Raw genomic sequence first — 22638 nt, 5'->3', positions numbered from 1 at the left:
ATAAATTAGTAATAGCCATTGGAGTTGTTACAAAATTATGAATAAATTAGGGTACGGAGATTAGTAATAAGTTTGTAAGGGATTATGAATAAGCATTATTTAACGGTCCGATTACATACTCACCGATGCCAAGTAACACTGAGGGCGGGAGGTCAAGGAATATGGGCATTAGTAGTAGGAGGAGGTTCCTAACCATGTTACTAACCGCCGGTGCTGCCGCAATGCTCGCAAGTATGATACCCAATGCAATAACCAATAATGGTCAGGGCATTGAAAGCACTACCGCCAATAATTCCGCAATTTCTTCCGTAATTAATGAGTCCAGGGCAAATCAATTAATCACTAATGGGTCCACGGTCAACATAACCGTACCAACCGCATCGCATATATCGGCCATTAAGACCTTCCCCACAAACAAGACGCAGCAGGTAAACGTCGATGCGGTTGCGGTAAGCAATGCCACAAATAACACGGGTAGCACTAGTAATGTTACTAACGTAAGTTTAACACCACTGGACGATTGGTATATCGTGCAAATAGGGCCTACACCCCAGGTAAATATCGGCAATTACATGCTGGTGGTTGATGGGCTCGTGAATAATCCATTAAACCTAACATACTCTGAACTGACGAGTATGCCGACCACGACGATCATAGACACACTACAATGTGTCTCAGACCCATACTTCCTAAAGGCGATGGTTAAGTGGATCGGAGTACCCCTGAAGTACGTGTTAAATGCCGCGGGTGTTCAATCGGGTGCGACTAAGGTAATACTCTATGGTGCTGATGGGTACACAAGTGATTTACCGTTGTGGAAGGCGATGGAGAATGACACGTTAATCGCGTTTATGGCTGATGGACAACCATTACTGGCGACTCACGGTTACCCCGTTAGGTTAGTCGTGCCTAGGTGGTGGGGCTATAAATACGTTAAGTGGTTGGTTAAGATTACGGTGACTAACGAGAATTACCTGGGCTATTGGGAGTCGAGGGGTTACCCAGACGTTGCTAGGAAGAACGGTGATTAACAATGCAGTCCCTGCGTATTAGTGATTTACGCATCAACAAGATCACTCTGATATACCCCGGCATCCTAACGATGGCTTTAGCGATGTATCTCAAGTCATGGTTCATCGCAGTGCCTGGTATTGTGATGGCGGTTTACCCAGCCCTCGGCATCGACATTGCTAACTCAATCTACTCACCGAGTTTTCAGAGGAGGACTGCATGGATATTACTTGCGTTGTCCATTGCCGAGGCAATTACGGGATTTGGTGCTGGGCCCGCGACTTCGTCTATAGTGTATTCCCTAACGTTCGGCGCCTTGACTAGGGGGTTAGCCCTTCAATTGCACATACTATTAATCGCACCATTATCGCTCTTCTTCATACTACATATAGCCAGTGGCATCGGTCTTGCATTGATAAGGAGGAGAATTACCTGGAGACCGCTTTATACCTACGTCATACCCTCAGCGCTCATAGTGCTCTTCTTAATCACCATGTACCTCTATAGCCTATTAGTGATTATTTAATTAAGCACAGCATTGACGCCACCCCGCACTCCCGCTTGGGATAATACATAGGTTTTTAACCCATTGATTTAATGAGTATGTTAATGAGTAATGACAAGCAATCTGTGCAGGCAGGGCAGGTTATTAACCAGGAGATGCTCGTGACCGGGATACTAACGTCTATCAAACCATTAATACAGGTGGTACTGGCGGACCTGGTTAATGACCCAAACCTCAGGAAGATAGTCATTTCATCAATGTTGTCTGTCATAAATGATAGGGAATTCAGGTCATCGCTCAAGGCCTTAATAATCGAGATCCTGCGCGATGAGAATGTTAGGCGTGAACTCCGCGACTTCCTAAGGGATGTCGGTAACCCACTGCGTCTTCTACTGCCTCCGTAAAACCGGGATTAATTTGGGTTTTGTTATTTTTACTGGTGTGCCGGGATTCATTTATTTTGGCAATACATTAACAGTAGTCAATGAGTTCGCAGGTAGACCCAATACAGATAGCCCGATTACCCGAGAACCAGCGTGAGCAACAAATAAGGTCAATACTACAAATGCTATTCACGCTAAAGGAGGACCAGGCATTCCAGGCACTTCGAGGAGTCATTGAGACCCTCGCCAAAAGGGCCGCTGATGATGAGTACATTAATTGGTGCAAGACAACTATGAAGATCCTGGCCTCGTACCCAGACGAGGTTGTTAAGGCGGGGCTGGCATTAAGGAGCAGGGTAGTCTCAAGCCTAGATAAGAACCTGCAAAACAGAGACCAGGCAATTGTGGGCAGAGTGTTACAACTGCTTGATGAGGGATCACGACAGAAGTTAATGAGGAACATGAAGTGAGTGCTTCCGGCTTCGTCAAAAGAATTAAATTTATCTTCCTTATCCTTAAACCCGCTGTAAGATGCCCTCAGTGATTTATTGGTGTGATGACTTAAACGTGCCAGTACTTAGTAAGGACTTAGGGGCTAGGCGATGCTCATCAATGAGTATCGTCAGTATTACCAAGCCTGGCGATGTTAGGCCTGCCTTTCCTGCCGATGTCGAGATTACTAGGAGGGCTGTGATTAATGAGTTTGGAAATGAAGAGTTGGCTAAATTATTAATACCCGATAATGAGGTCATCCTCCTCAATAAAATACCTGGCTATGCAGACCAAGCTGATGAAGTCATCACGAGAGGTAGGGTGATCGGTCATAGGTTTTATGATATAGGGAGGAGAATGTGGAGGTTCAGGCCGTTGTACGAGGGCGTTACTGAGATGATTAATAGGGGCCTTGGTTACTGGGCCATAATTAGATTAAACAAGCTTCCCGGGAGGTACGATGTTCATAAGGAGTTAATCACCAGGGGTAACCTACCCAGCGAGAGGTATGTGCACGTTGCGGTGTCCACGGAGGACGGTAGATACCACGGCATTGCTAAGTCAATGAGGGGTAGCAGGCTCAGGATAATCAAGAGCTGGTTAGCAAAGGGACCACTGCCAAGCCCCAAGCCCAGCACGCTGAAGGATTTCATCGAGTTAAATAGGGATTACATAGAGCATAAGGCCGAGAAAGCCATGGAATTCCTAAGGAAGGTCTTCAGCGAGTATAAGAAGCCAGTTGTGGTTTCGTACTCAGGCGGTAAGGACTCGCTGGTAACCCTCGACCTTGTGTCAAAGACAGGCGTTAAATTCTACGTATTATTTAATGACACGGGTCTCGAACCACTAGAGTCCTTTGACAATGTTAGGGAGGTTACGAAGCTCTACAATGCCGAGTTAATCATAGCCTCGGCAGAGGATATGTATTGGAAGGCGATTAGGGAATTCGGACCACCAGCCAGAGACTACCGCTGGTGCTGTAAGGTGATAAAGCTTGGGCCAATAACCGATGAAATGCTTCGCAGGTTTCCAATGGGTTTCATAAGTGTTGTTGGCCAGAGGGCCCTTGAGTCGTTCCAAAGGGCTAGGTTACCCAGGATCTCGGTTAGTAAGTGGGTTACTAGGGATATTGTTGTTGCTCCAATACAAGACTGGACAGCGCTCGAGGTCTGGGGTTACATATTGCTGAGGAACCTGCCTTATAATAAGGCCTATGAGTATGGCTTTGATAGGCTCGGCTGTGTTATATGCCCGGCGAATGAGTTGGGAGAGTTTGAGATTGTGCGTGAGAAATACCCCGGTATTTACACGAGGCTTATCAAGGTACTCAGGGAATTCTCGACCAGTCAGGAATTACCAAGCGAATTCATTGATTACGGCCTCTGGCGCTGGAGGAGGAGCTGGCCAGGCGATATCCGTAGCCGGGTTAGGGTGAGTTTCAGGGTTAAGTACCCAGTCAGGTTTAGTGGTGATGGTGAGTCACTGATAGTTGATGTTAACAAACCCATCAATCTGGACACCTTCATGGAGTTCTTAAAGATGCTCGGCACTGTGGAGAGCGTTAATGGTTCATACATTGTGAGGGGCAAGTTCGGAGAGGCCGAGGCCAAGGTTGAGCAGGGTAATAACAAAGTGGTGATTTCCTCAGTCAATAAGGAATTGAGAGTTCACATTGCAGGCTTTGCGGCTAGGGCATCAATATGTGGTGAGTGCAACCTATGCATCAACTGGTGCCCAACAAAGGCCTTAAGGAGGATTGGTTCAGGTCCCTCATTCATAGTTGATGAGAACAGGTGCATAAACTGCCTGCTTTGTTCTAAGGCCTGTCCGTCAGCTCAGTACTTGGTCTATCGTCGTTCTGAGGTTCGTGGCGCCTGAATTTATTGCCTTATTAATTATTTAGTGAGTGTTATTATTGATGGATAGGGAGGAGACTGTTAAGGCCATTTACCACCTAATTGATTGGTTGGTTAACCCAAGTGAGGAGTTTAGTACCGTGCTTCAGTACCTGGATGAGTTGTGCATAGAGTTTGGTACCTGTGTTAAGGTTGATGAACCGACCAGGGTCTCCGTCATGAAGGCCATTATCGAGGTAATAATGGAGTTATTGAGTAGATGCGATAAAAATTAATTCCACTTATTATTTACCTAATTAATGGGTTGGCTTGAGGAACTTAGGAATCGAATAGAAATAACCAGAAGAAAGGTATACCTTGATAATGCGGGGGCTGGTCCATTAACGAAGGATGCTGCTGAAGCGGTCAATAACTTCCTTAATCTGTGGCAGGAGGAGGGTGAACCATGGGAATTAGCACTTGATCACATTGTTGAGGCCAAGAGGGTATTTGCGCAATTAATCAATGCGTCATCATGGCAGAATATTGCTGCCGTACCCAGTGCAACCTACGGACTCAATGCATTATTATCAGCCATGGAATTTAAGCCAGGTAGTAACGTAGTTATTAGTCCACTCAACTTTCCAACAGGTGTCTTCTCATTCCACGCACTTAAATCCCGAGGATTAATCAGGGAGGTTAGGATTGCAAAGTCCGTTAATGGTTATGTACCTTTGGAGGATTATGAGAGGCTCATTGATGATAATACTGCGGTAGTCTTCGTTGATTATGTATCATGGATAACGGGGTATAAGGAGAGGATTAGGGAAATATCTGAGATTGCCCATGCAAGGGGTGCTGTGTTTATAAGTGATGCGTTTCACGCAGTCGGTGTTTTACCGATTGATGTTGCTAGGGATGGTGTTGATGCTCTAATTACGGGTTCATACAAATGGTTACTTGGACCTCATGGCGCTGGCTTCGTCTATGTAAATGATGAATTACTAAGTAGGCTTAAACCATCATTCTCAGGGTGGATGGGGATTGATGATAACCAGGTAAGTAGGAGGTTGAGGAATGAGAAATTGTTTAAGAGACCAATAGACATAAACACGTACATACCAGCCAGAGACGCTGCAAGGCTTGAATGGGGTACTTGGCCAATAATAGCCTTCGAAGGAACACTAGCGTCAATGAAACTACTACTCAAGTACGAAGTACCGCATAGATTTGAGGAACATACCAACAAATTAATTGGACGCTTAGCGGATTCACTAGGGGATTTAGGGCTTAAGGTAACGACACCGCTTGGCAGTCACTCATCAATACTAACCTTCGAGTATTCGAACCCCTACGATCTAGCGGAGTTCCTTAGCAGGAATAATATTGTTGTTTCTCCAAGACCTGGAACCATTAGGATTTCTCCACATGGTTATAATACCACCGATGAGATCGATAAATTCATCGAGGTATTGAAGACGTATATTAAGTCTAGGGCTTGAGTAATGATTTCTTCTTCAATAACCACCAATCCCTTCCGCTATTTATCGCTTCCTCGAGTGGGTCCTTAACGCCCAACTCATCAAATGCTCTCTTCCTTGCTAGACACCCACTGCATTGGCCACATGGCTTATCATAATTGTTGTGGCAGGACCACGTGTATTCAAAGGGCACACCTAGCTTGAGGCCTAACTTAACGACCTCCGTCTTATTTAGTTTTGATAATGGTGCAATAACCCTTAGTCCCTTGGTTTTACCTATGTGGGTCCCTATTGTCAATGCCCTTGATATTATTTTCCTGAACATCCTTGATGTGTCTGGGAAGTACTTCGTGTCATCGGCATTATGGCCAGCCACTATGATGTTTATTCCCAGTATCTCAGCGTAATATGCGGCGACTGCGTATATTATCGCATTCCTGGCAGGTATTGTACTTGGATGTGCATCCCTTAGGTGTTCAGGTCTCTCCTCTTTATTGTTCCATAGCTCCACGATTTCTTTCATGAACGGTATATCAACCTCTATTAACCTAGTATTTGTTAACTTAGCGAGTATCCTCGCTGACTCTCTTTCGCGTTCTCCTCTTCCTGGGTAATTTATTGATATGGCAACTACATCATAATTCCGCGATTTGAGTAGGTATAGCGCTACAGCCGAGTCAATACCACCGGATAATAATAAAATGGCTCTTTTCTTCACGTATTAATGCCTTAACATTATGATTAATAAGTAGTTTTGTGGTTATTCATTAAGGTTAATGCATTAAAACCAAGGCAATACTGCATTAAGTAATATGGCTAGGGATTCCCTGGGTGAGGCCATAATACGTTACTCCCTCAATGTTAAGTTTGAGGATCTGGATCAACAAGTTATTAATGAGGTTAAGCGTAGGATTCTCGATGGCCTTGGAGTTGCTCTGGCGGCATTTATGGCCGAGCCCATTAAGATAGCCAGAGGTGTTGCTAAGAATCATCGATCAAATGTCGAGGCCACGCTATGGGGCACATTAGATACTTCATCAATTGAGTGGGCGGTATTTACTAACGCCCTGATGGTTAGATACCTTGATTATAACGATACTTACCTGAGTAAGGAGCCGCTTCATCCAAGTGATATGATTCCTGCGTTATTTGCGGCCGCGGAGCATAGGGGATTGAGTGGTAAGGATTTGATAACGGCTATAGCCACATCGTATGAGATAGGCATTAGGCTTTGTGATGCGGGTAGTCTCAGGCTTCATGGTTGGGACCACGTTAACTACATAGGCATAGCAGTGACGGCAGGTCTTGCGAAACTCATGGGCCTTAATGAGAATGAGGCATTAAACGCTCTATCAATTGCTACTGTACCACATGCGGCCATGAGACAGTCGAGGGTTGGTGAGTTGAGTCATTGGAAGGCAGCGGCAACAGCTAACTCCTCAAGGAACGCCGTGTTTGCCGTGTTATTGGCTAAGGAGGGTTTTACAGGACCTGACGCGCCGTTAAAGGGTGAGATGGGTTTTGTAAAGCAATTGTTGGCGGGGGACTTCAATGATAAGATTATTCTCGAATTAAGCTCAATGCCGAGTCCAAAGAGGATCCTCGACACGTACATAAAGCCGTACCCCGTGGAATACCATGCACAGTCAGCGGTTGATGCGGCCAGAATGATTAGGCAGGAGTATGGCAAGACCGTTGGGCCTGATGATGTTGAGTCAATAACCATAGACACCTTTAAGGCCGCTTACGACATAATAGTTAAGGACCCTGAAAAGTGGGATCCGAAGACGAAGGAGACCGCGGACCACAGCCTAATGTGGGTAACGGCGGTGGCGCTACTTTACGGTACCGTTGAGCTATATCACTACAAGCCCGAGAATATACGCGACCCTAGAGTTCTTTCATTAATAAGGAAGATGAAGGTTAATGTGGATCCAGAGCTTGATAAGCTATACCCATCGGCAATACCCAATAGGATAACCGTGAAGTTCAGAAACGGTAAAGAATTAACTGCGCAGGTTGATCATCCTAGAGGTCATCCAAAGAACCCAATGACCGATGAGGAGGTTGAGGATAAGTTCAGGAGGTTAACTGATGGTTTATTAACACTGAGTCAAATGAGTACTGTGATAAACCTCGTGAGGAACCTCGAGAATTTAAAGGATATTAAGCAAATTCTCAAGGCAATAGTCATATAAACACGTGCAGTGATATTTATAATAAAATCTCGGTAAAGGATGCATAGATTTCATGTTATACTCACGTAATCTATCCAAGGCATTAGTGGTCCATTTCCTTTTGACTCAAGGCTTACTTTTCCGTAAATTACATTTAGCACAAAGAATATTATTATACCCATTATCATTGTCATGGGCATCGCCTTTGGTATCTCAATTACTGTGACTATGATTGCCTAAATAACGGTGCTTAGGACCTGTGGCGCTGTAAGCATTATCCACGTAATTAGGTATTTTATTACTTAAGATTTTATTTTAGGCGTCGTTTTTATGTAGCTTAATGAGATAGTGGGGGTTTATGTATCGTGGGCCTTGTTGATTATTAATAATCTTCGCATATTATAGAATGCAAAAAGTTTAAATTGGTTCTCGTTTCCTAGGCTCTAGATCATGGGTACTAACGATATTGTTAAGTTTGAGGCTTTATCGCCGGCTGAGTTCTTTAGGCGTAATCGAGAGATAGCGGGATTTAGCAATCCGACTAGGGCTATTTATCAGACTATTAGGGAGCTCGTTGAGAATAGTCTCGATGCCACTGAGACATTTAAGATACTGCCGAGCATAAAGATATACATTGATTATGCAAATCAATCTAGGAGTTGGATTAGTATTTACGTTGAGGATAATGGCATTGGTATACCTGGGGATGAAATACCGAACGTCTTCGGCAGGGTATTCTACAGTAGTAAGTATAGAATTAAGCAGCATAGGGGTATATTTGGGCTTGGAGCCAAGATGGTGGTCCTATATGCCCAATCAACTACTAATACGCCAATCCTAGTTAGAAGCGCACCTTTGAGGAGTAATGTTATTTATGAGTATCAACTGATGATAGACATTACAAAGAATGAGCCTGTAATCATGTCTCAGAGAACCATGGAGAATAAGTATGGGTGGCATGGCACAGCAATAAGGGTAGTGCTTGAGGGCGATTGGTCTAAGGCAAAGCGGAGGGTTGAGGAGTATCTGAGGAGAACCGCCATGGTAGCGCCGTATGCGGAGTTTGTTCTTAGGGGGCCTGATGAGGACGATGCCATAAAAATACCGAGGGTAACGACTAAAATGCCCGACCCACCTAAGGAGGGTCTCCCTCATCCCAAGAGTGTTGATGTGGAATTGATAAAGCAATTAATACAGAAAAATCCAGACATGCCGCTGCTTGAGTTTCTTACTGAGAATTTTGATGGTGTTGGTGAGACCATTGCAAAGACGTTTATAGATTTCGTGGGATTGCAACCAGACATGCCCGTGAGTAAGCTCATTAATGATGAATTAATTAATTTCGTAACTAAGATGAGGGAGTTTAATGGGTGGAGGAGACCGAGGGCTGATTGGTTATCACCAATAGGTGAGGACATACTTGCTGAGGGTATTAAGTTTGTGCTTAGGCCTGAGGTTGTGTTTACCGTGACTAGGAAGCCGAGTTCATACATGGGTAATCCATTCATTGTCGAGGCTGCCCTTGCATGGGGAGGTGCCATTGAACAGAGCGACGCACCAATCATTTATAGGTTCGCTAATAAGGTCCCGTTAATATATGACGAGGGTAATGACGTTGTTAGGAAGATAGTTGATGAGATAGATTGGACGCAGTATAAGGTTAAGTTCCCAGCATCTCTCGCTATTGTTGTTCATATATGCTCGACGAAGATACCATACGCAAGCGCAGGTAAGGAGGCAATTGCGGAAGTCCCTGAGATAGAGTCCGAGGTAAGGAATGCCATTAGGGAAGTGGCTAGGAAGCTTAGGCTTTACATAACGAGGAAGGAGAAGGAACAGGAGCTACTCATGAAGTACGCGATCTTCAGTATGTATGCTGAGGAAGTAGCCAACTCTCTCTCATACGTAAGTAAGGCAGACCTTGATGAATTGAGAAGCAGTATTAGTACATTAATAAGGGAGAAATTGAAGATAAAAAGTCTTGAGGACTTATTAACGAATACGGCAATTGAGAATGACGAGAACAAGGATAATCAGGATCACGAGCCATCATCATGAAGTCTCAGACGCACCAGCAACATCATTAGTAAACGCAACTGTACGGGGTTTATAAGCCCAAGCCCTCCGCGCGTTCATAAACTCTTACGCCTTAACTTTCATCAACAATATAGGATTCATAATGACATAAATAATTATTTCAATAATGTTCACTTTAAGTTCATGGATAGCCAAGGTTAAATTCTTCGCTGAATAAAACGCCTTAAATTAATCGCCCTTATAACTAATAATGAGTTAAATCTCGTAAATAGGAATACCACCACATTTAATACGATAAGAATTACATAAACGATAACTCCGCTCGCAATACTGCAGGTTCCGTCCTACGAGAACGCTAATGTGATTATTACGTATAACTCAAGCAAATTCAATTTTCTATACAACGCTCATTAACATGAAAATCCATAATCCAGACACGGGTATTACGTACTTCTTCCCAGTGAGTATGATAATTAACTACACGAGCTTTACCTATGGCCTAGGTATGGTTATTAATGCGACTCAATGAGGTGGGTCAATTCATCACCGAGCTCACTAAGCTACTCCTCATCATCTAGTTCTCGTGAATCATCCTACTTAATACATTTAAGACATTGATAACGCCCTCGCTTTCTGAACCCAGCATGAACAGGTGCGTCTTGTCCTCTTTCTTATCACTATTTCCAAAACCTGGGATCCCAGGGAACCTACTAAGCAATGCCTTGGCGACATCTTCCTCCTTAAAGGGTAGCACCATGACAGCAACCTCATTGCATATGTCGTGCAGGTAATCAACATGCCAAAACCTATTAACGACCTTACCAAGGTGCCTAACTATGCGTGCTGCGCATGCATTACCACATGAACCCACGTACGCATAAAGTCCATTACCTATTGCAAATTTCCTACCCCTCGTAATTACATAACCACCTCTGCATTTGAATAGGGCTACATAACTTAATGCCTTCACCATACGTAGGTCACATTAACAACGGCACTCTCCGGGATCTCGCCATTAACTATCGTGCCTGCGTTCGTTGGCGGATAATACTCGGTGGTGTAGCACGTGAATCCGATGTTGAGGGTGTATGTTGAGTTTGGCAGGACTGGAATAATTAATTGTCCATATTGACCAGCCTCATAGGCATACGTCGAGCTCTCATAAGTGTATACAGCAGTTATTGGAATTGATGGCATTGCCTGGGCCATTATGTATACGTAGTATGAGACAGAACCTGAAATCACCTGGGGATTTGATAACCTATACGTTATTTCTAGATAGCCGGGTCCCTTTGTTTCAAAGTAGAGTTCCTTTGCTGATTGAAGTGAATAGCTATTGCAGTTCATTATTGATAATGTGGTATTTAGGACCAGGTTACTTGCAATGGTGATCCTATGGCTTAATGAACCCTGGTATTGTACCGAGCTCTCATTGGCCATGCACTCATTTAATTCCTGAAGTAATACAGTATACTTAACCAGTAAGTTTGTATAATTATTTAGTAATTCATTATATTTAACTGTGTTAACGTAGACATTATCTACAGCAGTCCCATTCTTAATCATATATAACGAATGTACCAAATACACAAGTACTATCGCGAGTATCAACACTAAGATCACTATAATTAATGTTTTTATGTTGGGCACTCGTGAATAATAATGTGGGGTAAAATAAAAGTTAATTTATCGTAATTCGGAGATAGGCTTTTATAATTTCATAACATTCGTAATATGATTGGGCGTGTCATTACCGAGCTATTGTAATGAAACGGAGGTTCTCATTAGGATAGCTAATGAGCAAACAAACCCAGAGTGGGGCGTACCGCCAGAGAAGAGGCCCATGGATCTTTACCTCAAGTATGGTTTTGTGGTTATTGATAAGCCGAGGGGACCAACAAGCCATGAGGTTGCTGCTTGGATTAAAAAGATGCTTAATCTTGATAGGGCAGGTCATTCTGGTACACTTGATCCAGGGGTTTCTGGAGTATTACCTATAGCGCTTGGAGAGTCTACGAAGGCTATGCCTGCAATTAATACGTTGGATAAGGAGTACGTAATGGTTATGAAGATGCATGGGGATGTTGATGATGAGAAGTTGAGGGCTGTACTTAGGGAGTTCACCGGCGCCATTTATCAAAGGCCGCCATTGAGGAGTGCGGTTAAGAGACAGTTGAGGGTTAAGCATGTTTATGAGCTTGAGCTTCTCGAGAGGGATGGTAAGTACGCATTAATAAGGATGAATGTGGAATCAGGGACATACGCAAGGAAGCTTGCTTATGATATTGGTGAGGTTCTTGGAGTTGGCGCAAACATGAGGGAGCTCAGAAGAATTAGGGTTGGTTGCTTCACTGAGAAGGAGACAATTACACTGCAGGATCTTAAGGATGCATACACGCTCTATAGGGATTATGGCATTGAGGATCTCCTGAGAACTTATGTAAAACCTGTTGAGTACATGGTTAGGCATTTACCCAAGGTCTGGATCAGGGACTCCGCAGTCGATGCGGTTTGTCATGGAGCCGCATTGGCTGTTCCTGGCATTGTTAAGTTAACGAATAATATAAAGAGGAAATCATTAACGGCAATCATGACTTTAAAGAATGAACTAGTGGCTCTAGGCTATGCGGAAATGACAAGCGATGAAATAATGAATGCCCAGCGCGGTATTGCAATTAAGACTACCAGAGTAATTATGAAAAAAGGCACGTATCCATCAATGTGGAAGAAAAAGAAAGCAGAGGGTAAGGTTGAGGAGAAGCAGCAAGACAATACCAAGGGGAAGGAGTAGTAATAGCTTTATTACTTCAATTATAATCAAGATGTTGATTGATGAAAATCAGGAATCGCTGATCGATGAGGAACAGCGGATCACCTGATTTTCTTTCCCTCTAAAGTCTGCAATTTAAATTGGAGTACATAGAGTTAGGAATTAGGCGATTAAGTGATTAATGAAATGGAGATCTTCCTGGATGAATGCCCAGCATCCCCACTTAGCCACATACTGGCTCTGCGAGGTAGTGTTGAGGACAATAACGAACTTCCATACCTAAGCATGGACTTCATTAATGACGTAACTATTTACCTAACCCACGCATGCAACCTAGAATGTAGACACTGCTACTTATTAGCGGGTAAGCCATTAAGTAATGAATTAAGTATCGATGATTGGTTACTCATACTTGATAAATTAAGGGATCTTGGGGCTAAGTATGTCTACCTATTGGGTGGTGAACCAATGCTATTAATCAGAAGGGGTTTATTGAAAATAATAAGTCATGCGAAGGACCTTGGTCTTTACATATCGATGAGTACTAATGGTACGTTAGTTAATAGAGAGAGTGCACTTCAACTTAAGAGGGCTGGGCTTGACCAGGTTCAGGTGAGTCTCGATGGCCCAAATCCAGCAGTCAATGATGTTATTAGGGGCATTGGCAGTTTCGATAAGGCTGTTAGGGCTGTTAATGTGTTTAGGGAGGTTGGTATTGCTGTGTCGCTGTCGTATACGGTAATACCTGACAATGCTTATTACGTTGTGGATATGGTTAGGTTAACGGAAAAATTGGGTGCCCCAGTGCTCGCCTTCATACGTGTTCAGGAGTTTGGTAGGGCTCGTGAAAACGGCCTATCGATTAGTAATGAGTTGGCAAGGATGGTAATTAATGACCTAATGCGCACTAAGACCAGGGTTAAGCTTGTCCTGAATGGCTTTAGGTTTAGCCTCAGTGATCTATACAATGCGTATAAGAGGTCCAAGGAGAAACTTAATGCCCTTAGGATTATTAATTACTCAACATGCCCCGCGGGCAGAAGCAGATCCGTAATAGACTCGGACGGTAGTATCTATGGGTGTGAATTGACCATGAATAAGGAGTTCTATGAGGGCAACGCGCTTAGGGATGATCTTAAGGTTATCTGGAGGAATGGTTTTAGATCGTTTAGGAATAGGAACTATGTGGGTATAAAACCATGCAGTACCTGCCCAATGGTTGACCTATGCAATGCTGGTTGCCCTGCCAGAGCGTTTGCGGCATTTAGCTCTGTGGATTCGCCTGATCCTTATTGCCCAATTGTTGGGAGATTGATTAATAAATCCAGGTAATGATTATTCCCTGCCTGGTGTAATGATTATTGATGTATTTAAGGAGTTGAATAGGAACATCCTTAGCCTGATCAGGAGGGCTTATTTAATGGACCCTGTCAGGTATGTCTACCTGTACTACGACATTGTTTACTACCCAGAGTTCACGGAGGCTTACCTAAACGTGGTTAATAATGACATAGTTGGTTACCTATTGATATTCAGGGGATTACCATACACGGCAATTCACATAATCGGTAATGCATCCCTTAACGCTCTTGATGAGATTCCACTAAACAACCGCCTAGTGATTCATGCGGAAACCGAACCTAAGTACGTGAATCATTTAATCAATAAGCTATCCAGCAAAGGCACGATATCACTATCCAGAGACTTAACAATGATTTGTTGGAGTAATTCCTTTAGGGAATTTATTATTAACGATGATGCTGTTGTTATTCGCAGATTATCGATTAATGACATTAATGAATTCCTTAGGGTAAAGAGTATACAGGGAACGCGGATAAGTGAGGCTGAGGCGTTAATTAGGTTATCATCGCCTCATTGGCATTATTATGGATTATTCATGAACAGTGAATTGGTGGCAATTGCAGGTACGTACTTGAAGCTACCGGAGGTTTGGGTCGTGGGTGATGTATTCACAATCCCTAATTACAGGAATAGAGGATTCGCAAAGGCGGTAGTCTCTGTAATAACTAAGGATGCAATTAATAGTAGTGCCGTGGCGATGCTTCACGTTGATGAATATAACACACCAGCAATTAGGGTCTACAAAAGGCTTGGTTACATTGCGGTTCAAGGGATGATATTGTTGAATTATAACCCTTGAATTATAATTTATTGATTGATTTCATTAATTCCTTATTATTTTTATAATATTTCATGAATATTAAGTATTTTTCGTCATATAACTTTCTTAGATCTTTACTTGGCTCATATACCTGGTCAATTTTTCTTGTGCTCTTTATATCATTAAGATTAACTGTGCCTAAGCCATAGGCCGCTAACATAGCTGCTCCTTTTGCTGTTATATACCTTGGATTCTTTACAGTGATCACCTTAATATTCAATATATCAGCTATTATTTGCGGCCATATTTTTGATTGGGCACCTCCGCCACCCATTATTACGTAATCAACATTATGATTTATGAACCTTAAATAAGACTGAAATGCCCACTTAATATTTAATGCTACGCCTTCCATCACAGCCCTCACAATATCGCCCCTTGAATTATATATACCTAGATTGAAAAATCCACCTCTAAGGTATGGATCTTCAACAGGAGCCCTTTCCCCAAGTAGCCAGGGTAAGAATAGCAATCCATTTGACCCCTGCACCGATTCTAAGCAAAGCCTATCGATCTCGTCGTAATCCTTAATGGAGAGTGTTTTCATGGTGTAATCAAGGCAGCTCCCCGCATTTTCCTGTTCAACCGGTACATAGTACTTACCAGGGAGTGCCGAGGGTAGCGATGCAATATTATGGAATATATCTGTTTTCTTAAATGGTACGTGCGTTGTTATCCACGATGATGTTCCAATGTATAGGTGCGTTTCGTAATAATCAACAGCACCAACGCCTATTGGTGAGCATGGTAGATCACCACAACCAGCAATCACCCTAATGTGACTCGGTAATCCTATTTCCTCAGTCACCTTAGGGTCTATTGAACCAACAATAGTAGTTGGTGAAACTAGATCAGGCAATTTATCTCTGGGTATACCAACAAGTCTTAATAACGGTTCATAATAAACCACATTATTTGGGTTCCTATTATCAGTAACCCACAATAAGACTGATGTGTCCCAAGAAGCTGCAATCTTACCTGTTAATTTCATTACTATGAAATGAATTGCGTCAAGAAACTTATGCGTCTTATTGAATATGTCAGGCATGTTATTCTTTATGTAGAGAATATGAGCTATGGAATCCTTACCTGACCTTGTCGGTGCTCCACCAGTTATGCGTATCCACATCCATAGTTTATCTATACGGTATCCAGATATTGATGGAAAGCCCCCAATCAGTTTCTTTATTTCGTCCTTACCCCTTGTATCCATCCATATGATGGCTTTGTACAATGGATTTCCATCCTTATCAATTGGTATTGTATCTGACCACTGTCCAGTAACGCCAATAGCCATTATTTTATTAACATCAATTTTCGTATTAGTAACAACATCTCTTAGGGAGTCCTTAACAGCGCCCCACCATGCTAATGGATCTTGCTCTACCTTTCCATCTTTACCAAGAATTAATGGATAATACCTAGTGGATGATGCTATTAATGTTCCATCCCTACTAAATAAAGCAACTTTGCATGAAGATGTACCGAGGTCAATACCAATATAGTATTCACTTAATGAAGCCATAGTTATTCCCACGGATTATACAGCCAATCAATTACGTACTTTAAAATAAGGTCTAGCTGGTCCTTAGGCAGAAACGCTGTTGCTCCATAGATGGGCGCCATGCCAGTTGTAGGTTGGCCCTTCTCTATGGCGTCCTTTATTGATTCACGTAAATCATTTATGAAGCTCTCTTTAACACCTGGTAAAGTGTGCCTATACGTGAGTGCTATATGGAATCCTGGTGGATTTATTAAACCTATTAAGTGCCATCCTCTCTGCGCCATGTAATCCATTATGACGTAGGGATTTATGGAATCTGAGGATATGGCAATTATCCACAGTGGGTCACCAAGTATCTTCAATTCACTTATTTTCTTAATCTCATTAATTATGTATTTACCGGTCTCAAGTATCTCCTTTGTTATTTTCATATAACCCTCCTCACCGAGATGGAGCATTACAGCCCATGTGGCGGCTATGGTAAAGCCAGGCTTACTACCCAGTGTTGTTGGTGTGAAGTAAATACCCCCAGTCCAGTCACCAATGGCATATACCTGATAACTAAATAACTCTGGGTCTCTATAAAGTATTACCGAGGAACCTTTAGGAGCGTATCCATATTTATGAGTATCTAAGTTAATCGAGGTCACCCCCTCTACGTCAAAGTCGAATTGTGGTATATCATAACCCAATTTTCGTGCGAATGGTAATATGAATCCTCCCAATGCAGCATCAACATGCATACTGATCCCATGATCCATGGCTACCTCAGCCAACTCCTTAATGGGGTCTATAGTTCCATATGGAAAATTCGGCGCAGAGCCTATGATTGCTATTGTGTTTTTCGTAATGGTGTTCTTAACCTTCTCCACATCAACCCTAAATTTATCATCAAGATCTACGATCTTCACCCTTATGTTAAAGTACTCGGCAGCCTTAAGGAAGGCTGCATGCGCAGATTTAGGAATAATTATTTCAGGCTCTATGATACCCTTCTTATGCCTATAGTAATCCCTATAGGTCTTCATTGCTAATAAAATGCTTTCAGTACCGCCCACAGTTATTGAACCTCTCACATTGTTGTCTCCATGAAGCATATTAGCGCACATGGCTACAACCTCACTCTCCAATTTAACTAAGCTTGGCCAAACATCAGGATGCAATGGATTGGCAAGTGGATATATTGAAAAGACCTCCTCATATAAAGACACTAAATCATCACTCCCATTATAGACAGCACCCGATACTTTACCGTTTTTCCATGATTTATCTTCCTCAGATGCCATTTTTCTCAAAATAGAAAGTAATTCATCCCTACTAACTCCTTTGGATGGTAACGACCTAAATTCAGGAAAAGCCCCCTTATAGGGCTTGAATAATTTTCCTAACCCAGCCATAAGATTAGATATATCAGATAATGCCATTACTCTGAAATCTATTAATTTATTTAAAAATATCATAAATATATAAAATATAATACTTTATTTAAACCAATAATTTCGAGAACAGATATTTTTCCCCTGTAATATTACGCGTAATTACAATACTTCCTCTTTTTAAATGAATGCAATAATCCTCCGTCTCTTATTAATAATATATCACGATATTGAATCTATATTATGAGATGTATTCATTTAAGTTTGTAAAGGAATTAATGAAATAGAATTCTTAAAATTATTGATATCCATGTTATATAAATATTTTATTTATAATAAGCATTTAAAAGAACTAAGTAAATATTATTATTTTTATATGAATATGATATATGAAAACCGCTGGAGATGGGTCGTACTCTCTGGTTATACTCTTATTGCTATGTCATCTCAGATTATATGGCTAAACTTTGCGGGTATTGCTGTGCCACAAATGGTATCTTTATTTCATACGAACTTAACAATGATAGGATTAATGGCTGCTATATGGCCATTAATATTCATTCCTCTTTCAATACCTGCAGGCTTCATAGTTGATAAATATGGGTTTAAGCTTGCAGTATCGATAGGCGGTGCATTACTCGCGTTGTTCTCCTGGTTGAGGCTATTTGCCAGCACTAACTTCTACCTACTGCTTCTATTTCAAAGCTTAGCTGGTACAAGTCAACCCTTTATATACAATGGCATAACTAAACTTGCTAATAATTGGTTTCCTGAGAATGAACAAACATTAGCAAATGGTATTGGCACAATGGGGCAAATAATCGGTATGGTATTAGCATTAGTAATAACGCCCATAATGATCCCTGAACCTTCATTTCACGACTTAATTCTAAACATAATTACATTCTCATTAATAGTCACTATATCCTTACTTTTCTTTATCACTACGGCGCGCGAGTCACCAGTTAAGGGAAGAACTCGTGAGATCGTCTCGCAGCAGAGCTTCAGTACTCAAATAAGGACTATTATTAGGCAGCGAAACATCATAATACTAATGATACTATTCTTAATAGGAGTTGGCGTATTTAGTGCCCTGGCTCAATGGATTGAATCAATACTATACTCTAGAGGTATAGCAACTCTCTACGGAGACCTTGCTGGAATGTCAATGCTCATAAGCGGGATAATTGGAATGGTGGTGATACCATTAATTTCCGATAAGTATCATATGAGGAAGGGGATAATACTAATTAATCTATCATTATTAGTTTTGTTATTTGCCCTATTTTCGTTGAGAACCATGTATATTATTTACTTGGTTATTTCAATAGGAGTTGGTTTTCTATTGTTATCGCTAGCGCCTGTTGGTCTTCAATTATCCCTCGAGACAGTAGGTGGTGAATCAGCAGGTATAGCGGCTAGCTTATTATGGCTAGCATCACAAGTCGGGGCATTCGCCATAATTATAGTAATGAGCGATTTATATTACTACTCAATTACACTAGGCAAGGCACTAAAGCTATATTACCTTATTTACGATCCCTGGTTCATACCAATAATATTCATAGTAACACTAGGCATTATTTCATTAATATTTAGTGCATTTCTAATTGAGCCTAAAAAATAACCATTTAATTTTTACATAATCGAGTACTTATTCAATATTAAATCTCGCGATATTAATTCATCATCGCATAAATATTTACCAATTGAAATGAAAACGACACGAACCATAAACAATTCAGCCCCTTGGTGCGGGGGGTGGGATTTGAACCCACGCAGGCCTTCGCCAACGGGACCTCAACCCGTCCCCTTTGACCTGGCTCGGGCACCCCCGCCGATCTATATCTTGCGGTTTTGGTTTTAAGTGTTTTTCTGTGGTTTATGCCATAGTTGTGGTTTTTGTCGTGATTATGTATTTGTAAAAGGAGAAAGTGTTATTAATGAATTTTCGATAACGGCTTCGTGTCTGCAGTTCTTTTTGATAATGTTACTAAGAGGTTTGGGCGTATTGTGGCTGTTGAGGATGTTTACCTCGAGGTTCCTGAGGGTAAGATAGTGGTTCTCGTTGGTCCTAATGGCGCAGGTAAGACTACACTTCTTAGGCTTGCTGCTGGTATATTGGTTCCTGACAGTGGGCGGATCCTTATTTATGGCTATGGGTCAACCGATGGTAGGGCTAAGAGGAGGATTGGGTTTATGACTCCCATGGACCGTGGTGTTTACTGGAGGATAACAGCCATGGATAACCTGGTGTTCTTCGGCACATTATATGGCTTATCACTTAGGGAGGCTAGGGCAAGAGCCAAGAAATTGCTTGAGGAATTGGGACTGGGTGAGAGGATTAATGATTGGGTCGCAACATATAGTACGGGTATGATGAGGAGGCTCGAGATAGCCAGAACATTAATGCATGACCCAGACGTGCTGTTGCTTGATGAGCCAACGAGCGGCATCGACATCGATGCTAAGCATAGCATACTTAGTTTCATTAAGGGTCTTAGGGGTAGGAAAACAGTTATCCTGGCTTCTCATGATCCTCAGGAGATTGAGTTGGCCGACATGGTTATTTACATAAATAGGAGGATCCTCAATGAGGCTCCAGCCCTTAAGGTCGTTAAAGTTCTCGTTAAGGGTTCTGTGGATGGACTTAGTGGCTTTAATGTTGAGAGTGTTGGTGGTGATGAGTATGTAATTGTCACGACGATTGATAAGTTTAATGAATTGATGGGTAGGTTAGCAATGAGTGATGGTAGGGTTAGGGTTATGGATATTGATGTTGAGGTGGCTGTTGCTGAGGGAAATGCAAGGAGGATGGAGAGGATCATGAGGAGGAGTGGGTGGTCGTAATGGGTGTGATTGATAGATTATATGGTTTTGTTGTGATTAGGGGCTGGAAGATGTGGATTTCGTATAAGACGCAGGTTGCATTAACAATGATTAATTGGGTTATTCCCGTATTTATCTATTTCTTCATCGGCATAACCCTTGGTTTTGGAAAATTAAGCGCTATTAAGAATTATACGGCTTTCATGGTTATCGGCACGGCATTCCAGGGCTACTTCTCCGCATCAGTTACCACATTGGCTGGTCGTATCAGAAATGAAGAGTTAATTGGAACCCTAGAATACCTAATAGCATCTCCATTGAGGCCCATGGCACTCATGATGTACAATACTGTTTGGGGCCTAATAATAAACTCAATTAGTGCTCTTCTAGTACTGCTAATTGGCCTTGGCCTCGGCATTACGTATAGGGCTAACTTATTGTCCTCGATAGTTTTCCTAATACTTTACCTAGCATCAATAATTGGACTTAACCTAATTGCCGGTGCCGTCGTATTGATTGTTAAGCAGGGAAACCCAATAGCCCTATTCACCTCAGTGGCCTCGAATTTGCTCGGCGGAGTCGTATTCCCAATTTCAGTATTACCGACCTGGCTCCAGTACATAAGCTACTCGCTATCTCTAACCTGGGCATTGTCAGGACTTAGGGGTGCTATGCTCTATGGATACAGTATCCCCAAACTCCTTAATTACCTATGGCCATTGGCTGTCTTGGCAGTAATATACATAGTGATTGGTGTTGCTCTGTCTAGTTATGCCTTCATGAAGATACTTAAAGAGGGTTCAGTACATATGTATTAAGTCGCCCTTAATCCTGTATAAGATTATACCTGGGAAGACCTATCATCATAATGCCTAAAGAATATATAGTAAAGTATTGGATCGAGTAATGCTATGCCGCCTCCCAGGACCATTGATAACGAGAACTCTGCATAATTCATTAGTAACCCGGCAATCGTGCTGCCTAAACCATATGGGACTCTGCGTGCAAGTCCTGTGATTGATAGACCCCGGGCCCTCTCATTCTCATCCATTAAGTCCATGGAAAGCGATTGACGTAGAGGTATTGTTATTGTGTATAGCGTGACTCTAATTACATAAAGCACGGCATCAATCATGAAGACCGGCATTAATGCCATTACAATAAATAGGAATACGGAGATGGATCTAAGTATGGATATCGCCCTAACACGACCCATGAAGACCTCAATTCTTCTAGCCATTAGTGTGAGGATTATCGAGACAACATAGGATGCGGTATATACCTCGTTAATCTCAATCTCACTTGCATTCAGGAATAATCTGAACCATAATGGTAGTAATGGTGTAACCATACCAAGACCTAGGCTACCCAGCGATCCTGCTATTGCTATCCTTGTTATCGGCTTTGACGATCTTCTCGGAAGAATGTCGTTAATACTGAGAGACTTAATCCTGGGCTTATCCCTACTGATTAAGACAAGCAACATTAATGATATAATACTTAATACGAGGGATATCCTGAAAAGCACTAGGTCACTAAATCCAAGGCTTAGTATTGCATATGATATTAGGGAACCCAGTAATGAAGAGAGTAGTGATATTGACGTTGTGAGGCTGAATATCCTTGTCCTCTCATTTAACTCGGTATTGTCAGCAAGTAAAGATGTTTGTAATGGGGTAACGGGACCACCGCCAGCCCCACCACCCCCCATGCTTCCCGTTGTTGTTCCAAATACTGATGTTAAGAATAGTAATACCTTATTATTCGTTATACTGAAGATTACCATAGATATTATAAATAAACTCGACATAATAATCAATGCATCCCTCCTACCTATCATATCACCGAGAAAACCTGAAATTAGTACCAGTATTGCTGAGGATATTGTGGCTACGAGGAAGTAAAGCCCTATAATCACGGCAGAGAATCCAATAGACTTTAAGTACAGTGGTACTATAAATGTTAAGTATCCAAAAGCCAAGCTCCTAATCGCTCTAGACGCTATTAATAGGACAGCATTCCTACGCATTCAGTATTACATGCAAGTAGCACGTAT

At 42.1% G+C, this 22638-nt stretch carries 22 protein-coding genes and 1 tRNA gene; 15 read left to right on the top strand and 8 right to left on the bottom strand.

The window, feature by feature from the left end:
• Positions 1-125: 125 nt before the first annotated feature.
• The 7 genes from ACP5L5_RS00850 to ACP5L5_RS00820 all read left to right on the top strand — a co-directional run bounded on the left by ACP5L5_RS00850 (position 126) and on the right by ACP5L5_RS00820 (position 5728).
• Complete coding sequence (locus tag ACP5L5_RS00850) at positions 126-1031, top strand: molybdopterin-dependent oxidoreductase (RefSeq protein WP_428760952.1); 906 nt, start codon at positions 126-128, stop codon at positions 1029-1031.
• 2 nt (positions 1032-1033) lie between these two features.
• Positions 1034-1537, top strand: coding sequence for a hypothetical protein (locus tag ACP5L5_RS00845; RefSeq protein ID WP_428760950.1), 504 nt, complete (start codon positions 1034-1036; stop codon positions 1535-1537).
• Positions 1538-1620: 83 nt separating this feature from the next.
• Positions 1621-1920, top strand: a complete 300-nt coding sequence (locus ACP5L5_RS00840) for a hypothetical protein (protein WP_148224623.1) — start codon at positions 1621-1623, stop codon at positions 1918-1920.
• Between the two features lie 80 nt (positions 1921-2000).
• Positions 2001-2369: a hypothetical protein gene (locus ACP5L5_RS00835; RefSeq protein ID WP_013603689.1), complete on the top strand. Its 369-nt coding sequence runs from the start codon at positions 2001-2003 to the stop codon at positions 2367-2369.
• 61 nt (positions 2370-2430) lie between these two features.
• Entirely contained in the window at positions 2431-4269 is a 1839-nt protein-coding gene (locus ACP5L5_RS00830; RefSeq protein ID WP_428760947.1) for a phosphoadenosine phosphosulfate reductase family protein, read from the top strand.
• Between the two features lie 40 nt (positions 4270-4309).
• Positions 4310-4522, top strand: coding sequence for a hypothetical protein (locus ACP5L5_RS00825; protein ID WP_048056803.1), 213 nt, complete (start codon positions 4310-4312; stop codon positions 4520-4522).
• A gap of 24 nt (positions 4523-4546) precedes the next feature.
• Positions 4547-5728, top strand: a complete 1182-nt coding sequence (locus tag ACP5L5_RS00820) for an aminotransferase class V-fold PLP-dependent enzyme (RefSeq protein ID WP_428760945.1) — start codon at positions 4547-4549, stop codon at positions 5726-5728.
• On the opposite strand, the gene ACP5L5_RS00815 is transcribed toward ACP5L5_RS00820, so the two are convergent.
• Complete coding sequence (locus ACP5L5_RS00815) at positions 5718-6425, bottom strand: 7-cyano-7-deazaguanine synthase (protein ID WP_013603693.1); 708 nt, start codon at positions 6423-6425, stop codon at positions 5718-5720. The two genes, ACP5L5_RS00820 and ACP5L5_RS00815, sit on opposite strands and share 11 nt — an antisense overlap.
• A gap of 94 nt (positions 6426-6519) precedes the next feature.
• Between ACP5L5_RS00815 and ACP5L5_RS00810 the strand changes: the two genes are divergently transcribed.
• On the top strand, positions 6520-7905 hold the full coding sequence (locus tag ACP5L5_RS00810) for an MmgE/PrpD family protein (RefSeq protein ID WP_428760943.1): 1386 nt from the start codon (positions 6520-6522) through the stop codon (positions 7903-7905).
• Positions 7906-7955: 50 nt separating this feature from the next.
• Here the strand turns inward: ACP5L5_RS00810 and ACP5L5_RS00805 are convergent, their stop codons facing one another.
• Complete coding sequence (locus ACP5L5_RS00805; RefSeq protein ID WP_428760941.1) at positions 7956-8084, bottom strand: hypothetical protein; 129 nt, start codon at positions 8082-8084, stop codon at positions 7956-7958.
• A 250-nt stretch (positions 8085-8334) separates the two neighbouring features.
• Between ACP5L5_RS00805 and ACP5L5_RS00800 the strand changes: the two genes are divergently transcribed.
• Positions 8335-9942 (top strand): DNA topoisomerase VI subunit B, encoded by a 1608-nt coding sequence (locus tag ACP5L5_RS00800; RefSeq protein WP_428760939.1) that lies wholly within the window; start codon positions 8335-8337, stop codon positions 9940-9942.
• 553 nt (positions 9943-10495) lie between these two features.
• On the opposite strand, the gene ACP5L5_RS00795 is transcribed toward ACP5L5_RS00800, so the two are convergent.
• Both ACP5L5_RS00795 and ACP5L5_RS00790 read right to left on the bottom strand, forming a co-directional pair.
• Positions 10496-10894 (bottom strand): GIY-YIG nuclease family protein, encoded by a 399-nt coding sequence (locus tag ACP5L5_RS00795; protein ID WP_428760937.1) that lies wholly within the window; start codon positions 10892-10894, stop codon positions 10496-10498.
• A complete protein-coding gene (locus ACP5L5_RS00790) occupies positions 10888-11571 on the bottom strand; it encodes a hypothetical protein (RefSeq protein ID WP_428760936.1) in 684 nt (227 codons plus the stop codon). The genes ACP5L5_RS00795 and ACP5L5_RS00790 overlap by 7 nt, the downstream gene beginning before the upstream one ends.
• Positions 11572-11665: 94 nt before the next feature.
• Between ACP5L5_RS00790 and ACP5L5_RS00785 the strand changes: the two genes are divergently transcribed.
• The 3 genes from ACP5L5_RS00785 to ACP5L5_RS00775 all read left to right on the top strand — a co-directional run bounded on the left by ACP5L5_RS00785 (position 11666) and on the right by ACP5L5_RS00775 (position 14852).
• Positions 11666-12712 carry an RNA-guided pseudouridylation complex pseudouridine synthase subunit Cbf5 gene (locus ACP5L5_RS00785; RefSeq protein ID WP_428760934.1) on the top strand — a complete coding sequence of 349 codons (1047 nt, stop codon included), beginning with the start codon at positions 11666-11668 and terminating at the stop codon, positions 12710-12712.
• 153 nt (positions 12713-12865) lie between these two features.
• A complete protein-coding gene (locus tag ACP5L5_RS00780; RefSeq protein ID WP_428760932.1) occupies positions 12866-14023 on the top strand; it encodes a radical SAM/SPASM domain-containing protein in 1158 nt (385 codons plus the stop codon).
• Positions 14024-14045: 22 nt separating this feature from the next.
• Entirely contained in the window at positions 14046-14852 is an 807-nt protein-coding gene (locus ACP5L5_RS00775; RefSeq protein WP_013603701.1) for a GNAT family N-acetyltransferase, read from the top strand.
• Between the two features lies 1 nt (position 14853).
• Here ACP5L5_RS00775 and ACP5L5_RS00770 read toward each other — a convergent pair whose 3' ends face one another.
• On the bottom strand, positions 14854-16410 hold the full coding sequence (locus ACP5L5_RS00770; protein WP_273304740.1) for an FGGY-family carbohydrate kinase: 1557 nt from the start codon (positions 16408-16410) through the stop codon (positions 14854-14856).
• Complete coding sequence (locus ACP5L5_RS00765; protein WP_428760930.1) at positions 16401-17801, bottom strand: aminotransferase class V-fold PLP-dependent enzyme; 1401 nt, start codon at positions 17799-17801, stop codon at positions 16401-16403. The genes ACP5L5_RS00770 and ACP5L5_RS00765 overlap by 10 nt, the downstream gene beginning before the upstream one ends.
• 328 nt (positions 17802-18129) lie before the next feature.
• On the opposite strand from ACP5L5_RS00765, the gene ACP5L5_RS00760 reads away from it, so the two are divergent.
• Positions 18130-19380, top strand: a complete 1251-nt coding sequence (locus ACP5L5_RS00760; RefSeq protein WP_428760928.1) for an MFS transporter — start codon at positions 18130-18132, stop codon at positions 19378-19380.
• A gap of 123 nt (positions 19381-19503) precedes the next feature.
• Here ACP5L5_RS00760 and ACP5L5_RS00755 read toward each other — a convergent pair.
• Positions 19504-19591 (bottom strand) — tRNA-Leu (locus tag ACP5L5_RS00755).
• Positions 19592-19718: 127 nt separating this feature from the next.
• Between ACP5L5_RS00755 and ACP5L5_RS00750 the strand changes: the two genes are divergently transcribed.
• Both ACP5L5_RS00750 and ACP5L5_RS00745 read left to right on the top strand, forming a co-directional pair.
• Entirely contained in the window at positions 19719-20603 is an 885-nt protein-coding gene (locus ACP5L5_RS00750) for an ABC transporter ATP-binding protein (RefSeq protein WP_428760926.1), read from the top strand.
• Positions 20603-21400: an ABC transporter permease gene (locus tag ACP5L5_RS00745; RefSeq protein ID WP_428760924.1), complete on the top strand. Its 798-nt coding sequence runs from the start codon at positions 20603-20605 to the stop codon at positions 21398-21400. The genes ACP5L5_RS00750 and ACP5L5_RS00745 overlap by 1 nt, the downstream gene beginning before the upstream one ends.
• Positions 21401-21423: 23 nt before the next feature.
• Here ACP5L5_RS00745 and ACP5L5_RS00740 read toward each other — a convergent pair whose 3' ends face one another.
• Positions 21424-22611, bottom strand: a complete 1188-nt coding sequence (locus ACP5L5_RS00740) for an MFS transporter (RefSeq protein ID WP_013603708.1) — start codon at positions 22609-22611, stop codon at positions 21424-21426.
• Between the last annotated feature and the right edge of the window lie 27 nt (positions 22612-22638).

The organism is Vulcanisaeta sp. (genome assembly GCF_049966235.1).
In the GTDB taxonomy this organism is placed as follows: domain Archaea; phylum Thermoproteota; class Thermoprotei; order Thermoproteales; family Thermocladiaceae; genus Vulcanisaeta; species Vulcanisaeta moutnovskia.
This window is presented reverse-complemented; position numbering and strand designations above follow the sequence as displayed.